Annotated in this window: 23 protein-coding genes and 1 riboswitch; of the genes, 21 read left to right on the top strand and 2 right to left on the bottom strand. The window is 40.7% G+C overall.

Annotated features, from left to right (window positions below; all coding sequences use genetic code 11):
- Positions 1 to 70: 70 nt before the first annotated feature.
- The 5 genes from MHH41_RS10430 to MHH41_RS10410 all read left to right on the top strand — a co-directional run bounded on the left by MHH41_RS10430 (position 71) and on the right by MHH41_RS10410 (position 5,351).
- Positions 71 to 793 (top strand): response regulator transcription factor, encoded by a 723-nt coding sequence (locus MHH41_RS10430; protein ID WP_003215596.1) that lies wholly within the window; start codon positions 71 to 73, stop codon positions 791 to 793.
- Positions 790 to 2,571: an ATP-binding protein gene (locus MHH41_RS10425; RefSeq protein ID WP_003216141.1), complete on the top strand. Its 1,782-nt coding sequence runs from the start codon at positions 790 to 792 to the stop codon at positions 2,569 to 2,571. The genes MHH41_RS10430 and MHH41_RS10425 overlap by 4 nt, the downstream gene beginning before the upstream one ends.
- Positions 2,572 to 2,976: 405 nt before the next feature.
- Positions 2,977 to 3,585 carry an RNA polymerase sigma factor SigX gene (gene sigX / locus MHH41_RS10420; protein WP_003215976.1) on the top strand — a complete coding sequence of 203 codons (609 nt, stop codon included), beginning with the start codon at positions 2,977 to 2,979 and terminating at the stop codon, positions 3,583 to 3,585.
- A complete protein-coding gene (locus MHH41_RS10415; RefSeq protein WP_327839391.1) occupies positions 3,497 to 4,606 on the top strand; it encodes a sigma X negative regulator in 1,110 nt (369 codons plus the stop codon). The genes sigX and MHH41_RS10415 overlap by 89 nt, the downstream gene beginning before the upstream one ends.
- 100 nt (positions 4,607 to 4,706) lie before the next feature.
- On the top strand, positions 4,707 to 5,351 hold the full coding sequence (locus MHH41_RS10410) for a M23 family metallopeptidase (RefSeq protein ID WP_226803640.1): 645 nt from the start codon (positions 4,707 to 4,709) through the stop codon (positions 5,349 to 5,351).
- Between the two features lie 35 nt (positions 5,352 to 5,386).
- Here the strand turns inward: MHH41_RS10410 and serA are convergent, their stop codons facing one another.
- The gene (serA, locus tag MHH41_RS10405; RefSeq protein WP_012010415.1) at positions 5,387 to 6,961 is read right to left on the bottom strand and encodes a phosphoglycerate dehydrogenase; all 1,575 of its coding nucleotides are present in this window, start codon (positions 6,959 to 6,961) and stop codon (positions 5,387 to 5,389) included.
- 287 nt (positions 6,962 to 7,248) lie between these two features.
- Positions 7,249 to 7,380, top strand: a riboswitch (FMN riboswitch).
- A gap of 144 nt (positions 7,381 to 7,524) precedes the next feature.
- On the opposite strand from serA, the gene MHH41_RS10400 reads away from it, so the two are divergent.
- Positions 7,525 to 8,106, top strand: coding sequence for an ECF transporter S component (locus MHH41_RS10400; RefSeq protein WP_012010414.1), 582 nt, complete (start codon positions 7,525 to 7,527; stop codon positions 8,104 to 8,106).
- 34 nt (positions 8,107 to 8,140) lie between these two features.
- Here the strand turns inward: MHH41_RS10400 and MHH41_RS10395 are convergent, their stop codons facing one another.
- On the bottom strand, positions 8,141 to 8,389 hold the full coding sequence (locus MHH41_RS10395) for a ferredoxin (protein ID WP_003215700.1): 249 nt from the start codon (positions 8,387 to 8,389) through the stop codon (positions 8,141 to 8,143).
- 267 nt (positions 8,390 to 8,656) lie between these two features.
- Between MHH41_RS10395 and MHH41_RS10390 the strand changes: the two genes are divergently transcribed.
- From MHH41_RS10390 to cmk, 15 genes are all read left to right on the top strand, one after another.
- A complete protein-coding gene (locus MHH41_RS10390; protein WP_212045947.1) occupies positions 8,657 to 9,709 on the top strand; it encodes a helix-turn-helix domain-containing protein in 1,053 nt (350 codons plus the stop codon).
- Positions 9,702 to 11,210 (top strand): RecQ family ATP-dependent DNA helicase, encoded by a 1,509-nt coding sequence (locus tag MHH41_RS10385; RefSeq protein WP_106028752.1) that lies wholly within the window; start codon positions 9,702 to 9,704, stop codon positions 11,208 to 11,210. The genes MHH41_RS10390 and MHH41_RS10385 overlap by 8 nt, the downstream gene beginning before the upstream one ends.
- The gene (locus tag MHH41_RS10380) at positions 11,207 to 11,848 is read left to right on the top strand and encodes a CPBP family intramembrane glutamic endopeptidase (protein ID WP_137055032.1); all 642 of its coding nucleotides are present in this window, start codon (positions 11,207 to 11,209) and stop codon (positions 11,846 to 11,848) included. Before MHH41_RS10385 ends, MHH41_RS10380 begins: the two co-directional genes overlap by 4 nt.
- Complete coding sequence (locus MHH41_RS10375; protein WP_340866281.1) at positions 11,793 to 12,554, top strand: LysM peptidoglycan-binding domain-containing protein; 762 nt, start codon at positions 11,793 to 11,795, stop codon at positions 12,552 to 12,554. Before MHH41_RS10380 ends, MHH41_RS10375 begins: the two co-directional genes overlap by 56 nt.
- A 64-nt stretch (positions 12,555 to 12,618) precedes the next feature.
- Positions 12,619 to 13,071, top strand: coding sequence for a DUF2663 family protein (locus tag MHH41_RS10370; protein WP_251190366.1), 453 nt, complete (start codon positions 12,619 to 12,621; stop codon positions 13,069 to 13,071).
- 87 nt (positions 13,072 to 13,158) lie between these two features.
- Entirely contained in the window at positions 13,159 to 13,947 is a 789-nt protein-coding gene (locus MHH41_RS10365) for a metallophosphoesterase (protein WP_050943977.1), read from the top strand.
- A gap of 165 nt (positions 13,948 to 14,112) precedes the next feature.
- A complete protein-coding gene (locus tag MHH41_RS10360; RefSeq protein ID WP_003215601.1) occupies positions 14,113 to 14,694 on the top strand; it encodes a genetic competence negative regulator in 582 nt (193 codons plus the stop codon).
- 195 nt (positions 14,695 to 14,889) lie between these two features.
- Entirely contained in the window at positions 14,890 to 16,164 is a 1,275-nt protein-coding gene (locus MHH41_RS10355; RefSeq protein ID WP_003215501.1) for a Glu/Leu/Phe/Val family dehydrogenase, read from the top strand.
- A gap of 123 nt (positions 16,165 to 16,287) precedes the next feature.
- Positions 16,288 to 17,259 (top strand): YpdA family putative bacillithiol disulfide reductase, encoded by a 972-nt coding sequence (locus tag MHH41_RS10350; RefSeq protein ID WP_003215846.1) that lies wholly within the window; start codon positions 16,288 to 16,290, stop codon positions 17,257 to 17,259.
- Between the two features lie 155 nt (positions 17,260 to 17,414).
- A complete protein-coding gene (gene prsW / locus MHH41_RS10345; protein WP_003215795.1) occupies positions 17,415 to 18,077 on the top strand; it encodes a glutamic-type intramembrane protease PrsW in 663 nt (220 codons plus the stop codon).
- A 127-nt stretch (positions 18,078 to 18,204) separates the two neighbouring features.
- A complete protein-coding gene (gene sleB / locus MHH41_RS10340; protein WP_340866278.1) occupies positions 18,205 to 19,116 on the top strand; it encodes a spore cortex-lytic enzyme in 912 nt (303 codons plus the stop codon).
- 16 nt (positions 19,117 to 19,132) lie between these two features.
- Positions 19,133 to 20,482, top strand: coding sequence for a germination protein YpeB (ypeB, locus tag MHH41_RS10335; protein WP_268458328.1), 1,350 nt, complete (start codon positions 19,133 to 19,135; stop codon positions 20,480 to 20,482).
- A gap of 102 nt (positions 20,483 to 20,584) precedes the next feature.
- Positions 20,585 to 21,232, top strand: a complete 648-nt coding sequence (locus tag MHH41_RS10330; protein WP_268458326.1) for a flagellar brake protein — start codon at positions 20,585 to 20,587, stop codon at positions 21,230 to 21,232.
- 63 nt (positions 21,233 to 21,295) lie between these two features.
- Entirely contained in the window at positions 21,296 to 21,478 is a 183-nt protein-coding gene (locus MHH41_RS10325; RefSeq protein ID WP_003215744.1) for a DUF5359 family protein, read from the top strand.
- Between the two features lie 71 nt (positions 21,479 to 21,549).
- Entirely contained in the window at positions 21,550 to 22,227 is a 678-nt protein-coding gene (gene cmk / locus MHH41_RS10320; RefSeq protein ID WP_003216003.1) for a (d)CMP kinase, read from the top strand.
- Positions 22,228 to 22,277: the final 50 nt, after the last annotated feature.

Here is a 22,277-nt window from a genome sequence, read left to right as displayed (position 1 = left end):
ACTTTTTATGAATCGATTCGGCTTTTTGTTAAAATGAATGTAACAACGGAGAAAGCAGGAGGATTGTCTAATGGAACACACAACTCAAACGAAAATATTAGTCGTAGATGATGAGGCAAGAATTCGCCGCCTTTTAAAAATGTATTTAGAGCGTGAAAATTATGAAATCGATGAAGCTGAAAATGGAGATGAGGCCATTCAAAAAGGACTCCAAACAGATTATGACCTCATTTTGCTCGATTTAATGATGCCTGGTACAGATGGGATCGAAGTGTGTAATCAAATTCGAGACAAAAAAGCGACTCCAATCATTATGCTGACGGCAAAAGGAGAAGAAGCCAACCGCGTGCAAGGGTTTGAAGCAGGTACGGATGACTACATCGTCAAACCTTTTAGCCCGCGTGAAGTTGTTTTACGTGTGAAAGCATTGCTCAGAAGGTCTTCTCAAACGTCTTATCTCAATACTGGGACAACAACAAAAGATGTCCTTGTGTTTTCTCATCTTTCAATTGACCACGACGCGCATAGAGTGACAGCTGATGGCAAAGAAGTCAGTCTCACGCCGAAGGAATATGAGCTTTTATATTTCCTTGCGAAAACACCGGATAAGGTTTATGACAGAGAGAAGCTGTTAAAAGAAGTATGGCAGTATGAATTCTTTGGAGACTTGAGAACAGTCGATACTCATGTCAAACGACTTCGCGAAAAGCTGAATAAAGTGTCACCAGAAGCTGCGAAAAAAATCGTGACGGTATGGGGTGTCGGGTACAAATTTGAGGTCGGCGCTGAATGAAACTGTGGAAAAGTGTCGTTGGAAAGCTATGGTTAACCATTCTCTTCCTCGTCCTCATCGTTTTATCTATTTTAACCGTGCTTCTTTTAGAGTTCATTGAAAATTACCATGTAGAAGAAGCAAAGTCAGATTTAACGCAAATGGCAAATAAAGTGGCGGTCATTTTAGAAAGCCATGACGATCAATCACTCGCAAGGTCGATTACATCAGAGCTTGCTGACAAATTGACGAGTATTGCGATTATCCAAGAGGACGGGCTAGAGTGGTATTCGTCTGAAAAAGACGGGAAGCTTCCTGCGATTACAAAGAAACAAATTGAAGCAGACGGTGATTTGAATCAAGCACTAAAAGATCGTAAAAAAATCAGTAAACGTGCAGAACCAAATGCAGGCAATCATAAGGATGAACGAATTGTTGTCGGTGTTCCATTTGAGGCAAACGGAAAAAAAGGCATGGTCTTTCTTTCTCAATCATTACTTGCGGTAGAGCAAACAACAAAACATACGACGCGTTATATCTTCCTAGCAGCCGGAATTGCCATTGTTCTGACCACTATTTTCGCGTTCTTCTTATCAACACGTGTCACCTATCCTCTTAGAAAGATGAAAGAGGGAGCGCAGGATCTGGCGAAAGGGAAATTTGATACAAAGATTCCTATATTAACGCAAGACGAAATTGGAGAACTGGCCATCGCCTTTAACCAAATGGGCAAGCAGCTTAAATTTCATATCACAGCTTTAAATCAAGAAAAAGAGCATTTGTCCAATATTTTAAGCAGTATGGCTGATGGTGTCATCACCATCAATATTGATGGAACGATCCTCATGACGAATCCTCCTGCAGAACGATTCTTGCAGGCATGGTATTACGAGCAAAATATGAAGATCAAAGATGGAGATGAACTGCCTCCAGAAGCGCGAGAATTGTTTCATACAGCCGTCAGCACGGAAAAAGAGCAAATGATTGAAGTCACACTGCAAGGACGTACTTGGGTTCTTCTCATGTCTCCGCTTTATAATCAGCAGGACGTTAGGGGAGCAGTTGCGGTCCTTCGTGATATGACAGAGGAACGAAGACTTGATAAGCTGAGAAAAGACTTCATTGCCAATGTCAGTCATGAACTTCGTACTCCAATTGCTATGCTGCAAGGATATAGTGAGGCAATTGTAGATGATATTGCTGGCTCAGAAGAGGAAAAGAAAGAGATTGCGCAAATTATTTACGACGAATCACTTCGAATGGGGCGTCTTGTGAATGACCTTCTAGACCTAGCGAGAATGGAAGCTGGCCATATTACACTGAATCTTGAATCAACAGATACAGAAGAGCTGACCGAGAAGATTTACCGCAAGTTTCTTGGTATAGCAAAAGAAAAGCAAGTTGATCTCACATATGACATTCAAGTGGATGAACCTTACTTTGTACTCGATCCGGATAAAATTGAGCAGGTGTTTACGAATCTCATTGATAACGCCATTCGTCATACACCAGAGGGCGGAGAGGTTCACTTCTCGGTTCAATCGGTGGAAAGCGGTCTGAAAATGGATGTGAAAGATTCAGGAAGCGGAATCCCGGAAGAGGATTTGCCATTTATTTTCGAACGTTTCTATAAAGCGGATAAGGCAAGAACAAGAGGGCGTTCTGGTACTGGACTTGGTCTTGCGATTGTGAAGAATATCGTAGAAGCACATCAAGGCTCCATTCATGCACATAGCAAAGCGGGTACTGGTACACACTTTACCTTTTATATTCCGAGAAAAAAGCAGGAACTCGTCTAATCCTGACGAAGAATCTTGTTACATGAGAAACACTTCTTTTCGAAAGAAAAAGAAGTGTCAGCGTGTAGACAAACCCTCGCATTCGTTGTCAGGTCTGCGCGCTGGTGCTCACGAATGTTCAATTCGCTCCGCGCCAGTGCTCGCCCTTCCTAGACTTCAAAGGTTTTCTATCACGCTGAAAAGAAGACAAAGTGCTAAAATAAACATCATTTTAGCACTTTGTCAACAATCTAACACTTCTTTTCGAAAGAAAAAGAAGTGTTTTTTTATTTTCATATTTTTAAGGAGAAGTTAAACAAAAAGCCCTTCCCAAATTGTCGAACTTGTAATATATTTGTCATAAAGTTGTAATGTAACGTTTTTTAAGAGTCACTCGACAAAAATAAGTGAACGGAGGGGTTTCCTATGCATGAAACCTTTCAAAAAATATATGATTCGTACCATCAAGATTTGTACCAGTTTTTATTTTATATGGTTAAAGATAAAAATCAGGCAGAGGATCTCGTTCAGGAGGTTTACATCCGGGTACTTCACTCATATAAAACTTTTGAAGGAAGAAGCAGCGAGAAAACATGGCTGTTTTCAATTGCAAGGCATGTGGCAATTGATTGGTTTCGCAAACAGCAAACCATTAGACAACGGGTACTCGGTACGTTTGATTGGGATAAGCAGGATGTAAAGGACCCAGACTTGCTCCCAGACGAACTGGCTGTACAGGATGAAAATGTGAAAGAAATCTATGCCGCACTTGATCAGTGCACGATTGATCAACGAGCTGTCATCATTTTAAGATTTATCCAGGGCTACTCAATCATGGAGACGGCAAAGGCGCTAAAGTTCTCGGAAAGCAAAGTCAAAACAACGCAGCACCGAGGCCTGAAAGTGCTCCGAAAACATATGGAGCTTTTGAAGGAGGAGCTAGTGAATGAAAACGAACAGGTCCGATTGGAGCGAAGAACGAATCAAGGTGTTACTAAGTCAGCTTCCAAAGGTGGAGGACAACCGTTCATCTAAGCAGATATACCAGCAGATGCTGATGGCAAGCGGGCAGAAAAAGAAAAGTGCCAAATGGATCGGTCCAGCGGTCGCAACCGTTGTGGTTTTATTTATGGCGTTTTTAATTTCTCCTCATTTATTTCAGCCGGCTGCTCAAGATCATCATCAGCAAATGAAAATGGACTCAAGTGCTGACAAAAGTCAGGTAAACGCCACATTAGAGGCGGTCAAACAGACTAATGGCCCCTCACACGTTGTGTCTCGTAAGCAGCAGCAAAAGTTTATGACCATAGCATACATAGATGAATCGACCTCTCAAGTGGTTCCGATTAGCATTGAAAAAGAGGATGAGTATGATCATTTGCAGGATATGGTGAACACATATGAACAGGTGCAGCTGCCTGAAATGACAAAGCCTCTTCAATCTTATATGGATATGGTGGACCTTCGTGAAAAAGGAGATACACTTGTTTTTCAATTAAAAAGTGATTTGTCCCTTGATACGTTAAAAGAAGCCAGCAGGTTTAAAGATATGGTAAAAGAAACGCTAAAATGGAGCAAATATGAGCAGGTGCAAGTCAAGACAGCCAAAGGTTCTCACCTTCAACTAGGAGCAAATGGAAGCGTTGGAACAATATCGATTGAAAAACAAACAAAGCACGCTTATTATGTTTTAGAGAATAAGAGCGGGACTTTTTTGGTGCCTTCAAAAACGCATTATTCATCGTATGAAGATGCGGTAGAAGCTATGAAGCGTACAAGCGATGCAGGACTTAATCCATTAATTAAAGACGAACCGATTAAAGAAGTGACGTCTAAAGGAAAACATGTGACCATTACGTTTGGAGCATCAGCGCAATTATCGGACTCAAATGATCATATTTTACTCATTGAAGGTCTGCTGCTCTCAGCGAAAGATTTTGGTTTTACAGAGGTCACCATTCAACAGGCGGGAACAGATCAAGTTGGGCCGTATGAATTAGAAGAACCGATAGAGGTGCCGGCTCTGCCGAATCCAGTTGTCATAAAAGACCGTTAAAGGACGCAAGAAATTGCGTTCTTTTTTGATGTATAGAAAATAGCTTCCTTGCTGTATACTAAGCTGTCATAAAAAGAACCTCAAAGAAGGGGAGTCACTAATGAAAAGGTATTGCTTCATATGTGCCAGCTGTTTTTTGATGATCTTTTCACCTGTTGCTCATGCACAGGAAACAAGCGAATGGGTGGAGCCGATAAAAGGAGAAGTCACAGATTTGTTTGGGACAAGAGGCGGCTCGCACATGGGATTAGATATAGCTGCGCCAGAAGGAGAATCCATCTTTGCTGCAAGTGAAGGTGAGGTCTCGCGTTCGTATGTATCTGCTACATATGGCGAGGTTGTGTTTATCCAGCATCCAAATGGATATGAAACCGTCTATGCACATTTACACGAGCGTTTTGTTAAAAAGGGTGACCATATAGAAGCAGGACAGCCGATCGGCATTATCGGCAACACAGGGGCGTCTAGAGGCACTCATTTGCATTTTGAGGTGCACAGGGGGCATTGGTCAGTCAGCAAAGAAGATGCGGTAGATCCACTCACAATCATTGCAATGGATCGCTTCCAAGAGCCTGCTCTACATGTAAACGGACAAGAGAACAATACATATCTCATTAAACAAGGAGATACCCTTTGGTCGATTGCAAAGGCGCATGAGATGACTGTGGAACAATTGAAACAGATCAATGAGCTGACTACTCATCTCATCCGAACGGGAGATCGTTTAATGGTTTCAAAAAAATAAACCTCATGCATGTGCATGAGGTTTATCATGATTTTTTATAGGTCGATCAGACGGACAGAAAGTATATCGTGCACTTCGGTTAATTCTTTGACAATTTCGTCCTCAAGATGCTTGTCGAAAGAAAGCATCATGATGGCTTCGCCGCCTTTTTCTTTACGTCCTACCTGCATTGTCGCAATGTTGACATCGTGGTCGCCTAAAATTTGTCCAACCTTTCCAATTACACCAGGTGCATCAGTATGCTGGATGTAGACAAGGTGTCCATCTGGATAAAAATCAATATTAAATCCATTAATGGAAACAACGCGTTCTCCTAAATGCGGGATATAGGTTGCTTTTAGAGTAAAGGTTGAAAGGTCGCCTTTGACTTCAATAGAAATGCTGTTTTCGTAACCAGATTCACTGGAAGAAATCTTTTCACTAAAGCTAATGCCGCGTTCTTTTGCCACCATTCCAGCATTGACTTCATTTACAGTCGAATCAACACGCTCTTTTAAAAAGCCTGACAGAAGACTTTTTGTAATAAAGGATGTTTCGAGTTTTGAAATAGAGCCTTCGTAAGAGATGCCTACTTCTTTTACAGGTTCTCTCATTGATTGAGAGACAAGACGTCCGAGCTTTCCTGCAAACTGATGATAAGGCTGAATTTTTTTGAACTCGTCTTTTGTCATCGCTGGTAGGTTAATAGATGACATAACAGGGAGTCCTTTTGCAAATTGAAGTACTTCTTCAGATACTTGCGCCGCTACATTTAATTGTGCTTCCTTCGTCGATGCGCCAAGATGCGGAGTCGCAATGACGAGCGGATGGTCTACAAGCGGATTATCAGTAGGAGGTTCTACCTCAAATACATCGAGTGCAGCTCCTGCAACATGGCCGCTTTCAAGCGCTTCAAGAAGGTCACGCTCGTCAATAATACCACCGCGTGCACAGTTCACTAGGCGAACGCCTTTTTTCGTTTTTGCAATTGTTTCTTTATTGAGAAGTCCTCTTGTTTCTTTTGTTAACGGGGTATGTACAGTGATGATATCTGATACTTCGAGTACTTCATCAAGTGACTTGGCATTGACACCGATTTTTTCTGCGCGTTCCTTTGTCAGAAACGGGTCAAATACGTTGACTGTCATGCCAAATGCTCTTGCACGCTGGGCAATTTCGCTTCCGATTCTGCCAAGTCCAACAATCCCAAGAGATTTTCCATAAAGCTCTGCACCAACATAGGCACCTCTGTTCCATTCTTTTGATTTCACAGAAATGTTGGCTTGTGGAATATGACGCATGAGTGAAGAGATCATCGCAAATGTATGCTCAGCTGTGGAGATCGTATTACCGTTTGGTGCATTGATCACAATGACGCCATGCTTGGTTGCTTCATCAATATCAATATTGTCTACTCCCACACCGGCACGGCCGACAATTTTTAATGAAGTCATTTTTTCATAAAGCTCTTTGGTCACTTTCGTCGCACTTCTGACAAGTAAGGCATCAAATGTGTGTAATTCATCTTCTGCTTCTGTTACATTTTTTTGGACAATTTCAACAAAATCTGATTCTAAAAGTGGTAAAAGACCATCATTGCTCATCTTATCTGAGACTAATACTCGAAACATCGTAAGATTTCCTCCTAAAATAAACGTCATAAATATCTGATAATTTACCATATTCCTTTTCGCTGTGTCAATCAAATTAAAGCAGTAAAGCGAAAAAGAAAACACGAACATTTCTTAGTGTCTTTATAAAGAATGGACACCTTTAAACAAAAGATAACCAATTTTTTCGTATTTGTCATTATAATTTTTAAGTTTTTTGCGATTTCTTAAAACTGATGAAATTGCTCAGGATTTTTATCTGTACAAATGCTCATATATCATATATAATGATGTCGAATTGAATAATGATCAATCTTCGGGGCAGGGTGCAATTCCCTACCGGCGGTGATGAGCATAGTCTCTAAGCCCGCGAGCCTTTTTTGGCAGGATTCGGTGTGATTCCGAAGCCGACAGTATAGTCTGGATGGGAGAAGATGGAGGTTCGTAAACGTTGAAAACTTGGTTTTTCACACGTTTATTTGTCTAGCCTAAATTCCCCGCTCCTGTTTTCATGAGCGGTTTTTTTGTGGCTGAAATTGAACAATCCTCTTTTCGAAAGATTTGATCGAAAAGGAGAGAGAATATTGAATCAAAGTAAAGTAAAACGTTTAGTCGTCACCAGTATGCTTAGCAGTATTTCGTTCGTGTTAATTTTATTGGATTTCCCTTTCCCAGGGCTTCCAGCGTATTTGAAAATTGATTTCAGCGATATCCCAGCGATTATTGCGATTTTAATTTATGGGCCAGGTGCAGGAATTGCCGTTGAGGCATTAAAAAATGTTCTGCATTATCTCATTCAAGGCAGTATGTCCGGCGTTCCAGTTGGGCAAGTCGCGAACTTCATTGCAGGCACACTATTCATCTTACCAGTCGCCTTTATGTTCAAAAAAATTAAATCAGCAAAAGGAATGGCTTGGTCAATGATCATGGGTACATTACTTATGACTGTGATGATGAGCATTTTAAATTACTTCTTATTCCTGCCAGCTTACACATGGTTTTTAAACGCACCTGAACTATCAGATCATGCGCTCAAGACGACCATTACAGCAGGGATTTTACCTTTTAACTTTATTAAAGGAATCATCATTACCATCGTATTTAGCTTCATTTTTGTGAAAATGCGTCCATGGTTTGAAAATAAACGCCGACTTCAAAATAGTTAATATAAAAAAAGCCCCTGCATAAGGGGCTTTTATACTATTCATGCTTAAGTGGGTCACCCTCGAAAGATTCGTCCGCAACTTTGATTGAGTCAGTTGGACATCCTTCAAATGCATCAAGCATATCTTCTTCAAGTACTTCTGGAACTTCTACAGTCCCTTGGTTGTCGTCAAGCGTAACAAATGCAATGCCTTCATCATCATAATCATAAATGTCTGGAGCAGCTGCACCGCATGCGCCGCAAGCAATACATGTGTCTTTGTCTACAATTGTATATTTTGCCATGTTAAAAAAATACCTCCCAAATAGTTCGATGGAACACATGGTTTAACCTTTTTAGTTTCACCGATAAAAAACAATTTCCTCAAACCTTATTGTAATGATTTTAAATTCACATTTCAACTGTAAAGTGATTGAGAATGCTTATCACATAAGGGTTTGTTCATAACTTTCCCCCATAAATTGAGTTTAAACATTTCTTCTTGTATGAAATCTGTTAAAATAAAGGGAGAAAATATTCGAATTTTGTCAGGAAGACAGGTGCTTTGATGAATGACTCTTCATTATTTGGATGTCATGTTAATGGACAGCGTATATAAATTGAACGGCGAACGCTCCATTAGTGCTGTCTACCATCTTTTTAAAGGAAAAAAATCATCTCAAACCATACAGGATGCCAGCTTGTTTGAGCTTTCCAGGTACTTCGGCTGTTACCCGGGGTTTACGAGGGATCAGCTGAATCGTTCTGCTTTAAAGCTTGAAGAGAAGCACTATATTAGAAAAAACGATGAGACACTGAGTATCACTGAAGCAGGGCAGCAAATGCTACACCAGCATTTCTCTGAAAAACCGATGCCTGCTTATTTTCATGGTGCCAAATACCACGATAAAGCAAAGATGCTATGGATGAGGCTCTCTTTACTTGTACAAGTGCTTTCTCACCATATGGCTGGATCACATCAATATGTTCCAATACAAAGAGATGTCTCAGTTCAAAGCTGGACGAAATCTTTTTTGAAACAGCATCAGCAGAAAAGCAAGCTTTCAGAAGAGCTGCATCATGAACTAGAAAAACTCCTAATGAACCTAAGTGATCAAGAGGCACTGATTTTTGTTTACTCATTGACCTCACATGAACGAATCGGGCGTACGTATCAGCAAATGGCGGAGTGGATGAAAGAAGATGTGTGGTATGTGTACTTGCTTTTTTGGAATGTACTCCATTATTTTATTCAATCTGCCCAAAAAGGTGAGGCGCCGACTTTGCAGAAGCTCGTAGGTGACCTTGAATTTAAACGCGTGTTAACAACTTCTACTCACAAAACACTTGAGCTTGTCCAAAAAGGATTTGATATTGAACAAATTGCTCACATTCGTTCATTAAAAAAGGCAACGATTGAAGATCATATCGTGGAGCTGTCGATACATGAGCCAAGCTTTTCAATAGATCCCTATGTGAGTATAAAAGAGCAGCGGGAGATCCTTGCTGTAGCCAGAGAACTGCAAACAAATAAAATGAAGCTGATTAAAGAAAAACTCGAGCATCCATTTACTTATTTTCAAATACGCTTGGCACTGACAAGGATGGTGAAAGCAAATGGATAAGCTTCATCAGACGCTCATGCGATACTTTGGCCACGACACATTTAAAGCAGGTCAAGAGGACATTATTCGAAGTGTACTGCATCAAAAAGATACGGTTGCCATGCTGCCTACGGGTGGAGGAAAGTCACTTTGCTATCAAATTCCCGGTTATATGACAGACGGGCTGGTTCTGATTATTTCGCCGCTTTTATCGCTTATGGAGGACCAAGTCGAACGAATGAAAATGCGCGGAGAAAAACGAGTGGCGGCGCTTAATAGCACATTGTCTTTTCAGGAGAGGCGACATATCATTCGGCATTTGCCATCATATAAATTTCTATTCGTCGCACCTGAGGCATTAATGTCAGAAGTGCTGCTTGAACAGCTCAAATCGATGCGTATTGGTCTGTTTGTCGTCGATGAAGCGCATTGTATATCAGAATGGGGGCATGATTTCCGTCCTGAATATTCGAAGCTCGGAGAATGGAGAGAAGCGTTAGGTCATCCTGTGGCTTTAGCTCTTACAGCTACAGCAACGAAACAAACGCTAAAAGATACTGTGCAAACGCTAAGGTTGCAGCATCCAGACTTTCATATTCATTCCGTCAACCGCCCGAACATTGCCTTAGTCAAAGAAGTGCACGAATCGAAAGAAGCAAAAGAGAAACGGGCCATTGAGCTTGCGGATTTTTTGCAAGGACCAGGCATTATTTATTGCCCAACCCGGCAAATGACAGAAGAGCTTGCTCTCTGTATGAAACAAAAAACCAATCAGCGTGTTGAGTTTTATCATGGCGGAATGGACGCAGGAGATCGTATGCTCATTCAGCAGCAATTTATCAGCGGTCAGCTTGATCTCATTTGCTGTACGAGTGCTTTTGGCATGGGAATCGATAAAGCAAATATCCGGTTTGTCATTCATATGAGCCCTCCGCAATCGATTGAAGCATTTATGCAAGAGATTGGAAGAGCGGGAAGGGACGGGAAAAACAGTGTGAGCATTCTTTTATATACAGAAGAGGATGCAGATATTCAGCTACACTTGATCCAAACAGAAGGATTTGACGAACCAGAAATTGATTTCTACTTATCACAACTGACTCAAATGCAGACAAATGATGAAAAAAAATTACGTGAACGATTGATGGAAACAGGGCTTCAGGAGACGCGTGCAAGAATGCTGACGCACTATTACATGATGCATGAGTCCGAACAGCGCCCGGCAATTCTGATGAATCTAAAAGAAATATTGCAGGACAGACAAACAGAAAAGCTAAAAAAAGTGTGGCAATTTAAAGAGCGGATCATGGATCATGACTGCTTTAGACAATCTCTGTTATCATATTTTCACGAACAGCTTGATCAAACAGAGCGCGCGTCCTCTAAGCATTGCTGCTCTTCTTGCGGACTGAACCTGTCTGATTATGAAAAAAAAGAACAATCATTGGAGCTGAATGAAATGAAACACTGGAAGACTGTGCTGGATCGTATGTTTCATCTGACAAAAGAGGCGCAGCATTGATTGAACAACATCGCCGAATCATTGAAAAATTAACCGATCGACAAGTCGTAGAACAGCTGTATTTCACGCAGCTGCTCATGCTTATCGTTTCTTTTTTACTAGGCATATTTATGTTCGATCAATGGACGGATTTTACAGCCCTTTGGCAGATTCATGATATGCGCATTCTAACATATGGAATTGGCGGTGCATTGCTCGTCATTATTATAGATGCAATTGTCATGAAGGTGTTTCCTGCTCATATGTATGATGATGGTGGTTTAAATGAAAAGATGTTCAAAAACCGAAGCATCCCGCATATTGTTTGGTTAGCACTTCTCATTGCCTTTTCAGAGGAAATACTATTTCGCGGAATTGTTCAACAGCAATTTGGACTTGAGATTGCCAGCATCGTGTTTGCGCTTCTTCACTTTCGCTATTTATCAAAAATACTCTTGTTTATCCTCGTGGTTTCCATTAGTATTTTTTTAGGACTTTTATACGAGTGGACGGGGAATTTGTTTGTTCCTGTCATGACACATTTTGTCATTGACTTAGTCTTTGCTTGTCAAATTCGTTTGAAATATAAGGGGAGGGATGAACATGGAAGAAATGTCGAGAATGCAGAGAAAGAAGGAGCAGCTCACAAACAACCATGACGACAATGTAGAGGAAATTCTTGAAGAAAAAGTACATCCTTCTGATGACTCTCACTTTCCTACACGAGAAGACTTTCATGAATATAAGAAGCAGCGTACGAAAAAAGTGCGCAATCCTTTGTTTACGACATTGGCTATTATCTTTCCTATCATCGTCATCACTGTTTTCTTTCTATTGATCTACTACACTTCAAAGGAAATTAACGATAATAACAATCAAGGTGTCTACATTGATAAAACCTCAAGTGCTGACACAGACCCAGTTCCGTCAGCACTAGCCGAAACAAAAAATGACGCAAAAGCTGATAAAGCGGATGCGTCTGATGAAGAGAAGAAAAAGAAAGATGAAGAAAAAGAAAAGCAGCGATCAAAAGAAAAAGCAGAGCAAAAGAAAAAAGAAAAAGCTGCTAAAGAGAAAGAAGAGCGTGAAAAAGCCGCAGCTGCGAAAAAACGTGAGCAGCAGCAGCTAGCCCTCCAAAAACAGCTAGAAGAGAAAAAACGAAAAGAAGTCGAAGAGAAAAAGAAGCAGGAAGAAAAGCCAGTTCGTGTCGTCCAGCACACTGTTGGCCCAGAGGAAAACCTGTATCGAATCTCGATGAAATATTACAAAAGCCGATCAGGTGAAGAGAAAATAAAAGCCTACAATCATTTAAATGGGAACAGTGTATACAGTGGTCAAGTACTCAATATTCCATTGGAAAACTAATTACCTGACATGAACGAATGAAAAAGCACATACATATGTAGAAAAAAGGGACAGGGTGTATGTGATGACTTTGCACGCAATCAGCCACTATATGGATCAGCCGACACAGAAAATGATGGAAACGTTGATCAAAAGAAAGCACAAATATGAGGGCTTTGCCAAGCAGTGTAGAAGGTGGCAATGGACAGCCCTTTTGTCACTGGCGATTCTTTTGTTTTATTTTGTGATAACGGCAAATAAGGGAGGCTCGCTTCAGCCGGAAGCGATGATTGCAACGCTGCTCAGTCATGAGGTCTTTCTATTTTGGATAATGGCTGAGGTGTTTGCTTTTTATGCATCTTATTATTATAAGAAAAAAGAAGAAAAGGCTGAGGATGAATATCATCGCCTTAGATGTGAGATTATACAAAAAAGCACAGACTTATGGCCGCAATCAGACCAGTGGAAAGAGCGTGAAGCGGTTTTTCACTATATGCAGCAGCAATATGACATTAATCTCTATTATGAAAGTAAATAAATGTGTAAAAAGACGTTTTAATAGTTGAAACGTCTTTTTTCATTCAAGCGTCTTATGAACGACACATATGCAAGGGAGCCATTTATGATGAAATATGCCATCGGATTTACTGCCGCCATTGCGGCTGTTACAACAGGTGTGTGTGTAACGGCAAAAATGGTGAAAACGGCAAAACAAAACAACATCAAAAAGCATTACTTTACAATAGAAGCACTTCAATCAGATCGACCAGCAGTGATTTTCTTTATTTCTGATACACACCGGCGGCTGATTAGTGACTCATTATTAGCGGAAGTCACACAAGAAAAACCGGATGTCATTATGATAGGCGGGGACTTAGCAGAAAAAGGTGTACCCTACGCCAGAATTGAAGAAAATGTGAAACGTTTATCAAGAATTGCGCCCGTTTATTTTGTTTGGGGAAATAATGATCACGAGCTGCACCAGCAAAAGCTTAAAGAGATTCTTCATGCTTACGATGTGACGACCCTGCAAAATGAAACAGCTGTGTGGGATTTCGAAGGCCAGTCAATTAAAATTGGAGGCATCGATGATATTCGGCTTGAAAAGGCGGATTATGAAGCGATACGACCTGAGTTTGTGAAAGATGACGTAAATATTCTCTTATCACACAACCCAGATGTACATCATTTAATGAGTGAAGATGAGGGGATCGACCTTGTTTTGAGCGGTCATACACATGGAGGTCAGATTCGAATTGGGAAATTTGGTCCGTATGAAAAAGGAAGAACAGGTCAGGTCAAAGGCGCATTTTTTCTCATTAGTAATGGCTATGGAACAACAAAGATTCCAATGCGTCTCGGGGCAGAACCGGAAACGCATCTGATCTATTTAATGCCTGTAAAAACGCGATGACTGGCTGCGCCCTCAATATTTTCCATAAAAGTCACCGTAAGCATAGCTTCATGCTTGTCTTCCGTCTTGACACAGTGTAAACTGAATACAAAATTAAGAACCTATGACTCATCATCTCATATACTACAGTATGATGTGTGTTTAGAAGAGGCAGGAGGGAACGTTATGCGACTGGAGCGTCTGAATTATAATAAAATCAAAATTTTTCTCACACTAGATGACCTGACAGACCGGGGTCTTACGAAAGAAGACCTTTGGAAAGATTCGTTCAAAGTCCATCAGCTGTTTAAAGACATGATGAACGAAGCGAATCAGGAGCTCGGTTTTGAAGCGAGTGGACCGATTGCTGTTGAAGTATTTTCACTTCAGGCGCAGGGGATGGTCGTCATTGTCACAAAGAGTCAGCAGGATGATGCTGATGATGATGAGTTTGATGAAGATTACATTGAGATGCAAGTCAAGCTCGACGAGAGTCATCATGTGCTCTATCAATTTGCCTCGTTTGAAGATGTGATTCAACTGTCCCATAGTTTAAGTCGTATTGGACTTTTAGGGGGTACAGTTTACCATTATGAAGGTCAATATTTTCTCAGCCTAGATGATTTTGAAGAACTATCAGCTGATACCGTCATTTCCATTTTAGCGGAGTTCGGTTCACCTACGACATTAACGATTCATCGGCTAAAAGAATACGGAAAAGTGATCATGCAAGATGATGCAGTGAAAACGATTCAAATGTATTTTTAATCACTTTTTTCTATTATATTTAATACTGTTGTGATGAAACAACAGTATTTTTTTATATCCTTTTTATATTTATAAACGCTGATATTTTATTTTGATAAAAAACGTTTTTTACCTTTGCTTTACCAGTACGAAGGTGTATACTATTGCTTGAAAGGGAGCAGTAGATCATGAAAGATTTCTAGGGGGTTTATTTTAATGGCAGCCGATCAAAACGCCGCTCATAACGCAGAAGATAAGCTAGATGTTTTAAAGTCAACTCAAACCGTCATACATAAAGCGCTAGACAAATTAGGGTATCCGCAAGAAGTGTATGAATTGCTGAAGGAGCCAATTCGTCTATTAACTGTGAAAATTCCAGTACGAATGGATGATGGATCAGTGAAAATTTTCACTGGTTACCGCGCGCAGCACAATGATGCTGTTGGACCGACAAAAGGCGGTATTCGTTTCCACCCGAACGTTACTGAAAAAGAAGTAAAAGCGCTTTCAATTTGGATGAGTTTAAAATGTGGTATTGTGGATCTTCCTTATGGCGGAGGAAAAGGCGGTATTATCTGTGATCCAAGAGAAATGTCATTTAGAGAGCTTGAAAAACTAAGCCGCGGCTATGTTCGCGCAATCAGTCAAATCGTTGGTCCAACAAAAGATGTACCAGCTCCAGATGTGTTTACAAACTCTCAAATTATGGCATGGATGATGGACGAATATTCTAGAATGGATGAATTTAACTCGCCAGGATTTATTACCGGAAAACCAATTGTTCTTGGAGGATCACACGGACGTGATACTGCAACAGCAAAAGGTGTGACGATCTGCATCAAAGAAGCGGCGAAGAAAAAAGGAATTGACATTAACGGGGCACGTGTTGTCGTACAGGGATTCGGAAATGCAGGAAGCTACTTGGCTAAATTCATGTATGATGCCGGAGCGAAAATCGTAGGGATTTCAGATGCTTACGGCGGGTTATACGATGAAGATGGTCTTGATATTGACTACTTGCTTGACAGACGTGACAGCTTTGGAACCGTTACTAAATTATTTAACGATACCATCACAAACCAAGAGCTGCTTGAGCTCGATTGTGATATCTTAGTACCTGCAGCCATTGAGAACCAAATCACTGAAGATAATGCGGCAAACATTAAAGCTAAAATTGTCGTAGAAGCAGCGAATGGTCCAACGACACTTGAAGGAACAAAAATTCTTTCAGATCGTGGAGTACTGCTTGTCCCAGACGTACTTGCGAGTGCGGGTGGTGTAACGGTTTCTTACTTTGAATGGGTGCAGAATAACCAAGGGTTCTACTGGACTGAAGAGGAAGTCGAAACTCGTTTAGAAGATATGATGGTGAAATCATTTAATAATATTTATGAAATGGCGCAAAACCGCCGCATCGATATGCGTCTTGCTGCATATATGGTCGGCGTACGTAAAATGGCTGAAGCTTCTCGATTCAGAGGCTGGATTTAAGCGGCTTATTTGCATCGCGCCCAAAAATCTCCTATCCTTATATAGGAGATTTTTTTATGGAATGGGAACAAATCATCAACAGCTAGCAATTGTTATTGCATTGAAACGACAGGAGTGGAACAAATGAAACAAGAAAAAGCGATCATAATAGGAGGCGGCCCTTGCGGATTATCAGCTGCCATCGCATTCCAGCAAATCGGAATTGATGCACTAGTCATTGAAAAGGGGAATGTCGTTAACAGTATTTATCATTACCCAACACATCAAACCTTTTTCAGTACAAGTGAAAAGCTTGAGATTGGTGATGTCGCTTTTATTACTGAAAATCGCAAGCCCGTTCGTATCCAGGCGCTTTCTTATTACCGAGAAGTAGTCAGACGAAAAAACCTGCGTGTGCATGCCTTTGAAAAAGTAACCGCTGTGACGAAAAAAGATGGCCATTTTACCGTGAGCACATCAAAAGACGACTATTCATGTGATTATGTCGTGATTGCTACTGGCTACTATGACCATCCAAACTATATGAATGTCAAAGGGGAAGACCTTCCACATGTGTATCATTATTTTAAAGAAGGACACCCATACTTTGATAAAGATGTAACGGTGATCGGCGGGAAAAACTCAAGTGTCGATGCTGCGCTAGAACTTGTGAAATGCGGAAGCAGAGTCACTGTACTTTATCGAGGAACTGAATATTCATCTAGCATCAAACCTTGGATTTTGCCAGAGTTTGAAGCACTTGTGCGAAATGGAACGATTCGAATGGAGTTTGGAGCACAGGTGAAGGAAATTACAGAAGAAGAAGTGATTTTTACAAACCAGCAAGAGCAAACGGAGCGAGTGAAAAGTGATTATGTTTTTGCCATGACAGGCTATCATCCAGATCATTCTTTCTTAGAAAAAATGGGTGTGACAATTGATCAAGAATCAGGCCGCCCAGCATTTGATGAACAGACGATGGAGACAAACGTAGAAGGTATTTTCATCGCAGGAGTGATTGCAGCTGGAAATAATGCCAATGAAATTTTCATTGAAAACGGGAGATTTCATGGGGGGCTAATTGCAGAAGAAATTAACAAAAGAATGAACGCATAAAAAAAGAACTGGATCCTTCCAAGGGATTCGGTTCTTTTTGATATAAAATGGGATTATATAGAAGAATATTTTCATAAAAATGGGCTCGAGTCATATAAAAAAAGGGTAAATCATGGTACGATAATGAAGGATAATGTAGGGAAAGAGGTCTGGTTATGATCGCAATCATCTCAGCAGGTTTAGCTCCCGGCATCGCACTTTTAAGTTATTTTTATTTGAAAGATCAGTACGACAATGAGCCGGTACACATGGTCATCAGATCTTTTATGCTAGGTGTTATACTTGTGTTTCCAACCATGTTTATTCAATATGTCCTTCAAGAGGAGCATATCGCAACGAACCCTATCTTGATTTCATTTGTGACGTCGGGCTTCTTAGAGGAATCTTTAAAATGGTTTATTTTAATGGTCAGCGTCTATGCGCATGCCCAATTTGACGAACACTATGATGGAATTGTATATGGAACGAGTGTCTCACTTGGTTTCGCAACACTTGAAAATATTCTTTATTTGGTCGGTCACGGGGTTGAATATGCATTCACCCGTGCTTTATTACCCGTCTCAAGTCATGCTTTATTCGGTGTTGTGATGGGATTTTATATCGGCAAAGCCCGCTTCTCTGATAAAAAGGAGCAGCGCAAATGGCTGATCCTTTCTCTAACGCTTCCTGTGCTTTTTCACGGCCTATATGATTTCATATTGTTAGGAATGAAAAATTGGGGATATATCATGCTGCCATTCATGATTTTTTTATGGTGGTTTGGCCTGCGAAAAGCAAAAAAAGCTCGTTCAGTGAAAATGGTGCAAAATTTAATGTAGAAAACGTCTTATCAGTTGATAGGGCGTTTTTTTGACTTTTCATCCATTTCTCTCCTGTGATGAATGTATAAAAATAGGGATTGGAAGAAATATATATTCAAACATCAAAAGTACAGGAGGATCAAATATGGACAAAGCTCGTTTCGTGAAACAAATCGTCCTTATCTTCTCAATCGTTCTACTCGCAACATCACTGATGACAACTGAAAAAAGTGAAGCCTTCACCAGTCAAGTCATCCAGCGAGGTGCGACAGGAGAAGATGTAGTCGAGCTGCAAGCACGGCTCCAATACAATGGCTTTTACAATGGCAATATTGATGGTGTATATGGCTGGGGGACGTACTGGGCCGTTCGCAACTTTCAAAGCCAATATGGTGTAAAGAAGGTCGACGGACTTGTAGGTAAACAAACAAAAAGCCTATTAGTTCAAAAGACAAAATACTATAAAGACTTTGTTCAGCAGCAGCTGCAAAAGGGGAATGAGTTTACCCATTATGGCGGGAAACCTCTTGATCAGCAAACAAAAGCTCCTGCGAAAAGAAGCTCACAAAAAAAGACTGCTCAAGGTGCGAAAGAGAATCAAAAAAGTCAAAGCGGAGCACCTGGAAAGTCTGCGAAACAGTCAGGCAATCAGCAAGCAAATCAAACACCGAAACAAACGGCAGCCAACATGCCAGGTGGTTTTTCTAGTAATGATATTCAGCTCTTATCACAAGCGGTTTATAGTGAAGCAAGGGGCGAGCCGTATGAAGGACAGGTGGCGATCGCTGCCGTCATCTTAAACCGTTTGAACAACCCGACTTTTCCAAATACAATCGCAGGAGTTATTTTTGAACCGCTTGCGTTTACAGCTGTGGCGGATGGTCAATTTTATATGTCACCAAATGAAACTGCAAAAAAGGCTGTGTTTGATGCCATTAACGGCTGGGACCCGTCTGAGAGCGCCGTCTATTACTTTAATCCTGATACAGCAACAAGTCCATGGATTTGGGGAAGACCACAAATTAAACGAATTGGGAAACATATTTTCTGCGAATAGAAAGAGGTGTAAATAAATGATCAGAGGAATATTGATTGCCATTTTAGGAATTGCTGTCATCTCAACAGGTTATTGGGGCTATAAAGAGCATCAAGAAAAAGACGCAGTGCTGCTGCACGCAGAGAACAACTATCAGAGGGCCTTCCACGATTTAACGTACCAAGTGGATCAGCTGCACGACCAACTTGGGGCAACGCTTGCGATGAACAGCCAATCGTCGATTTCACCGGCACTTGCAGATGTATGGAGAATGTCATCAGAAGCACATAACAATGTGAGTCAGCTTCCGCTCACATTAATGCCTTTTAACAAAACGGAAGAATTTTTGGCGAATGTCGGAGACTTTAGCTACAAATCATCAGTTAAATCCTTATCAGATGAACCATTAAACAAAAATACGCACAAAACCATTACGTCCTTATATCAGCAAGCATCTGATATCCAAAACGAACTGAGACAAGTGCAGCACCTCGTCCTCAATAAAAATTTAAAATGGATGGATGTTGAAATGGCACTTGCTGATGGTGACCGAAAAAATGATAACACCATCATTGACGGGTTGAAAACAGTCGAGAGAAATGCAGATGCATTTGCAGATGTCGATCTCGGACCGACAAATGTGTCCACAGAAGCAGAAACACGCGGCTACAATCATTTAAAGGGTAAAAAGATTTCAAAGAAAGAAGCGATACGCATTGCCCAGCAATTCGCACCTGATCATAATCAACATTTTAAGGTGAGAAAAAGCGGAAGCAAAACCAATCGAGATGTGTACAGCTTATCGATGTCAGATCCTGATAGTAAAGCGAATTTCTATTTAGACTTGACTGAAAAAGGAGGACACCCAGTCTACCTTCTTCAAAATCGAGACGTGAAAAAACAGAAAATCAGTTTAAACCAAGCATCAGAAAAAGCACTCAGCTTCTTAAAGAAGCAAGGATTTGATGCAGAGTCATTCCATTTAGATGAAAGTGCGCAATTTGATAATATCGGTGTATTTACCTATGTACCTCTTCAAAAAAATGTACTGCTGTATCCAGATAGTATACGTATGAAGGTCGCATTAGACGATGGTGAAGTGGTTGGATTTTCAGCGAAAGACTATTTAACGAATCATAAAACAAGAGACATCAAAGCACCTAAAATCTCGCAAAAAGAAGCGAAGAAAACGCTCAATCAGCATGTGAAAATCGAAGATACTCATGTAGCGATTGTTCAAAACGATATGTCAGAGGAAGTTTTATGCTATGAGTTCCTAGGAACGATAAAAAATGATACGTACCGAATGTTCATTAATGCGGATACTGGAAAAGAAGAACGAGTAGATAAACTAAAAAACGCAGAACCTATATATAAAGACCTATAAAAAAGGAAACGAGGAAAAGGCGAATAAGCCTTTTCCTTTTGTTTTATACATGGTTTAATATAGGAGAGGATATGATTTCACAGATGAAAAGAGTGATGAGGAATGTTACAAATAGGGGATGCAATCACAATTGAATATGTCAATGAGAACAAAGAAGTGAAAACTGCAAAATCGAAAGTTTTGGAAAATAATAACGATGATATTTGCATTAATTATCCAGCTGATAAAGAAACGGGACGCACGATCTATTTAAACCAGCAAACAGAAATCACCGTTTTCTTTTTCGATGAAAATCAAATTCCATACAAATGCACAAGCGAAGTCATCGGCAAGAGGAAAGAAGATATTCCGATGATCGTCATTTCCATTCCGCCAAAAGAAGAAATGATTCGGCTTCAGCGTAGAGAATACCTGAGAGTCGATACAATGGTCAAAACCGCGATCACGCAAACGGGGGAAGAATCCTTTGACACGTTTATTGTCAATATGAGTGCTGGCGGCTTAGCAATTGCTGTTCCTGAAGGTGTCTCATTGAAAGAATACGGAGAAGTGATCACAGAGTTTGAACTTCCGCTGAAAGAGCCTGTTAAAATTAAAGCGGTTGCAGAGATGAGCCGAGTTTATCAAGATGAGCAGACTGGCAAAACAAGAGCGATCATGGAGTTTTCTGAGATCACAAATGATCAGCAGCAGCACATTATGAAGTACTGCTTCCAGCAGCAGCTTTTAACACGTGTGAAAAAAGCATAAGAATAAAGGATGTTAAAAGCTTCCATACTAGAGGTAATAGAATCTAGCGTGGAGGCTTTTTGTATGAAAACAATGGAAAGATGGTTATTTAAAGCGGTGCTCATTCAGCTTGTCTTATTATTAGCTGTTCAGATCACACTTCATTTGACAAAAGGAGAACTATTTTTGTCAAAAGTCGTGCAATACGAGGGTGTAAATAACATGAGCATTGAAGATTGGATCGAGACGTTTAAGCAGAAGGATTGATAGAAAATTCCCCCGTTTGACCGGTGATCGTGTTACAATTCATAAGGGAGATTCAATCAAGGAGAGGTATTATGAAAAAGAAATTATCTATCGCAATTGACGGTCCTGCAGCAGCAGGAAAAAGCACTGTGGCAAAAATTGTCGCAGCAAAAAAATCATATATTTATATCGATACAGGTGCCATGTACCGCGCGATTACGCTTGCGGCACTTCACCATGGTGTAGATCTTGAAGACGAGCAGGCGCTTGATGCACTACTAAAGAAAACGGTGATTGAACTTGTCTCAACAGGCGAGGGTCAAAAAGTGCATCTAGACAATACCGATGTGACAGAAGAGATTCGCACAGACCGCGTGAGCAACCAAGTATCGGTTGTCGCAAAGCACAGAGCTGTTCGGGAAGAAATGGTCCGCAGGCAGCAAGAGCTTGGTAAAAAAGGCGGTGTCGTGATGGACGGAAGAGACATAGGTACTCACGTTCTTCCAGATGCCGAAGTGAAAATTTTCTTGCTTGCATCTGTAGAAGAAAGAGCAAAACGCCGCTTTGAAGAGAATCAGAAAAAAGGCTACGATGTCAATTACGATCAGCTGATCGAAGAGATTGCAAGACGTGACAAGCTTGACTCTGAGCGCGAAGTTTCACCGCTTAAGAAAGCGGATGACGCCATTGAGATTGACACAACTTCTCTTACCATTCAAGAGGTAGCAGGTAAAATTTTAGATGCAGCAGACCGTGTGGAGAAACTGTAAGAAATTTTAGAAAACTTTTATAAGTTAGAGGTTTATCTCTTGACAAACAA

Source organism: Bacillus sp. FSL K6-1145 (assembly GCF_038003425.1).
Classification (GTDB): domain Bacteria; phylum Bacillota; class Bacilli; order Bacillales; family Bacillaceae; genus Bacillus; species Bacillus pumilus.
This window is presented reverse-complemented; position numbering and strand designations above follow the sequence as displayed.

Bases quoted from the DNA above. Each gene is read 5' to 3' on its own strand.
- MHH41_RS10430 (WP_003215596.1), top strand. From the start codon at position 71: ATGGAACACACAACTCAAACGAAAATATTAGTCGTAGATGATGAGGCA.
- MHH41_RS10425 (WP_003216141.1), top strand. From the start codon at position 790: ATGAAACTGTGGAAAAGTGTCGTTGGAAAGCTATGGTTAACCATTCTC.
- sigX (WP_003215976.1), top strand. From the start codon at position 2,977: ATGCATGAAACCTTTCAAAAAATATATGATTCGTACCATCAAGATTTG.
- MHH41_RS10415 (WP_327839391.1), top strand. From the start codon at position 3,497: ATGAAAACGAACAGGTCCGATTGGAGCGAAGAACGAATCAAGGTGTTA.
- MHH41_RS10410 (WP_226803640.1), top strand. From the start codon at position 4,707: ATGAAAAGGTATTGCTTCATATGTGCCAGCTGTTTTTTGATGATCTTT.
- serA (WP_012010415.1), bottom strand. From the start codon at position 6,961: ATGTTTCGAGTATTAGTCTCAGATAAGATGAGCAATGATGGTCTTTTA.
- MHH41_RS10395 (WP_003215700.1), bottom strand. From the start codon at position 8,389: ATGGCAAAATATACAATTGTAGACAAAGACACATGTATTGCTTGCGGC.
- MHH41_RS10390 (WP_212045947.1), top strand. From the start codon at position 8,657: ATGACTCTTCATTATTTGGATGTCATGTTAATGGACAGCGTATATAAA.
- MHH41_RS10385 (WP_106028752.1), top strand. From the start codon at position 9,702: ATGGATAAGCTTCATCAGACGCTCATGCGATACTTTGGCCACGACACA.
- MHH41_RS10375 (WP_340866281.1), top strand. From the start codon at position 11,793: ATGGAAGAAATGTCGAGAATGCAGAGAAAGAAGGAGCAGCTCACAAAC.
- MHH41_RS10370 (WP_251190366.1), top strand. From the start codon at position 12,619: ATGACTTTGCACGCAATCAGCCACTATATGGATCAGCCGACACAGAAA.
- MHH41_RS10365 (WP_050943977.1), top strand. From the start codon at position 13,159: ATGAAATATGCCATCGGATTTACTGCCGCCATTGCGGCTGTTACAACA.
- MHH41_RS10360 (WP_003215601.1), top strand. From the start codon at position 14,113: ATGCGACTGGAGCGTCTGAATTATAATAAAATCAAAATTTTTCTCACA.
- MHH41_RS10355 (WP_003215501.1), top strand. From the start codon at position 14,890: ATGGCAGCCGATCAAAACGCCGCTCATAACGCAGAAGATAAGCTAGAT.
- MHH41_RS10350 (WP_003215846.1), top strand. From the start codon at position 16,288: ATGAAACAAGAAAAAGCGATCATAATAGGAGGCGGCCCTTGCGGATTA.
- prsW (WP_003215795.1), top strand. From the start codon at position 17,415: ATGATCGCAATCATCTCAGCAGGTTTAGCTCCCGGCATCGCACTTTTA.
- sleB (WP_340866278.1), top strand. From the start codon at position 18,205: ATGGACAAAGCTCGTTTCGTGAAACAAATCGTCCTTATCTTCTCAATC.
- ypeB (WP_268458328.1), top strand. From the start codon at position 19,133: ATGATCAGAGGAATATTGATTGCCATTTTAGGAATTGCTGTCATCTCA.
- MHH41_RS10330 (WP_268458326.1), top strand. From the start codon at position 20,585: ATGTTACAAATAGGGGATGCAATCACAATTGAATATGTCAATGAGAAC.
- MHH41_RS10325 (WP_003215744.1), top strand. From the start codon at position 21,296: ATGAAAACAATGGAAAGATGGTTATTTAAAGCGGTGCTCATTCAGCTT.
- cmk (WP_003216003.1), top strand. From the start codon at position 21,550: ATGAAAAAGAAATTATCTATCGCAATTGACGGTCCTGCAGCAGCAGGA.